The sequence below is a fragment of the Streptomyces sp. NPDC002817 genome (assembly GCF_053592055.1).
In genome coordinates this window covers 216574-218007 of sequence record NZ_JBSFUY010000015.1, presented here as the reverse complement: position 1 = coordinate 218007, position 1434 = coordinate 216574, and the positions used below count along the sequence as shown (strand labels likewise).

The window sequence follows — 1434 nt, the reverse complement described above, 5'->3', positions numbered from 1 at the left end:
CCAAGGGCATGGCTGGTTGGCTACGTTCGGGAGGGATAACCGCTGAAAGCATCTAAGCGGGAAGCCTGCTTCGAGATGAGTATTCCCACCCCCTTGAGGGGTTAAGGCTCCCAGTAGACGACTGGGTTGATAGGCCGGATCTGGAAGCACGGTAACGTGCGGAGGTGACCGGTACTAATAGGCCGAGGGCTTGTCCTCAGTTGCTCGCGTCCACTGTGTTGGTTCTGAGGCAACGACTGTTGCCGGCTTTAGAGCAGAACGCATAACAGAAAAGTGTGCTTGTTCGCTCGAAACCATTAGGGTTTCGGTGGTCATAGCGTGAGGGAAACGCCCGGTTACATTTCGAACCCGGAAGCTAAGCCTTACAGCGCCGATGGTACTGCAGGGGGGACCCTGTGGGAGAGTAGGACGCCGCCGAACAATCTTTGGAAGGACCCCTGGTCCCAGCGTTCAGCTGGGACCAGGGGTCCTTTTGTTTTTACAATGCTTGCAGTACCGAGACAGGAGTCACCCATGTCCACCAACTCTCCCGACGACCGACCGGAGCGCGACCAGCGGCGACGGGACAGTGGTGACCGCGGCGGTGACCGTGGCGACCGCGGTGGCATCCGTCGCGACAACGACCGCGGTAACGACCGAGGCGGTGACCGTGGCGGCTTCCGGCGTGATGACAACCGTGGCGGCGACAACCGCGGTGGCGGCTATGCCCGACGAGACGACCGTGGCGACCGCGGTGGTTTCCGCCGCGATGACAACCGTGGCGGCGACAACCGTGGCGGTGACAACCGCGGTGGCGGCTACGTCCGACGAGACGACCGCCGTGACGGCGACCGCGGGCCCCGTCCGGCCTTCCGCCGTGACGACCGTCCCAGTGGGCCGCGTCGGGACGACCGCGACCGCGGTTTCCGTCGGGACGACGATCGCGGACCTCGTCCCGCTGTCCGTCGGGACGACCGAGACCGTGGGGAGCGTCGTGAAGGCGACCGCGGACCCCGTCCGGCCTTCCGTCGCGATGACAATCGTGGCGGCGACAATCGTGGCGGTGGCTACGGCCGGCGTGATGATCGCCGTAGCGACGACCGCGGGCCGCGTCCGGCGTTCCGCCGTGATGACAACCGCCGTGATGACAACCGCGGTGGCGACAGCCGTGGCGGCGACAACCGCGGTGGATTCGATCGGCGCGACGACCGTCGTGACGGTGACCGGGGCGGCTTCCGCCGTGATGATCGTGACCGCGGCGGATTCCGGAGCGACGACCGCGACCGTGGCTTCCGTCGCGACGACCGTGGCGACCGCGGTGGTGACCGTGGCGGCTTCCGGCGTGATGACAACCGTGGCGGCGACAACCGCGGTGGCGGCTTCGAACGTCGCGACGACCGGCGTGATGACCGCCGTGGCGATGACCGTGGCCCGCGTCCGGCGTTCCGTCGTGCG

Annotated in this window: 2 rRNA genes and 1 pseudogene; all 3 read left to right on the top strand. The window is 66.6% G+C overall.

The annotated features are described in order from the left end of the window. A 23S ribosomal RNA gene (locus ACWD3I_RS27090) occupies positions 1-198 on the top strand; the annotation flags it as partial. A gap of 105 nt (positions 199-303) precedes the next feature. Beyond that, positions 304-420 (top strand): 5S ribosomal RNA (rrf, locus tag ACWD3I_RS27085). A gap of 288 nt (positions 421-708) precedes the next feature. After that, positions 709-1434, top strand: a pseudogene (locus ACWD3I_RS27080) (hypothetical protein); the annotation flags it as partial.